This is a genomic window from Achromobacter sp. SIMBA_011 (assembly GCF_046535435.1).
In the GTDB taxonomy this organism is placed as follows: Bacteria; Pseudomonadota; Gammaproteobacteria; order Burkholderiales; family Burkholderiaceae_B; genus Achromobacter; species Achromobacter dolens.
Window position 1 is genome coordinate 1 of sequence record NZ_JAWRWN010000957.1, and the last position, 249, is coordinate 249.

Here is a 249-nt window from a genome sequence, read left to right on the forward strand (position 1 = left end):
CTGCAGCAATACGGCCAGGGGCTGCGCGGGCACATCCGGCTGCTGTGCAATACGGCGTCGCTGAGCGAATACCTGCCCGACGCGCTCGCCGCATACCTGCCGCATCATCCGAAACTGTCGATCAGCGTCGAGGAGCGTTCGAGCCAGGAGATCGTGCATGCGATTCGCAACAAGACCGCGGAGGTCGGCATCGTCGCCGATTCGGTCGGCCTCGACGGGCTCGAGCAGCGGCGCTTCCGCGAGGACTGG

General features: G+C 66.3%; 1 protein-coding gene. It reads left to right on the forward strand.

The genetic code is table 11. The features are described from left to right. On the forward strand, positions 1-249 hold a 249-nt coding region (locus SB816_RS33840; protein ID WP_410548479.1), incomplete at both ends, for a LysR substrate-binding domain-containing protein.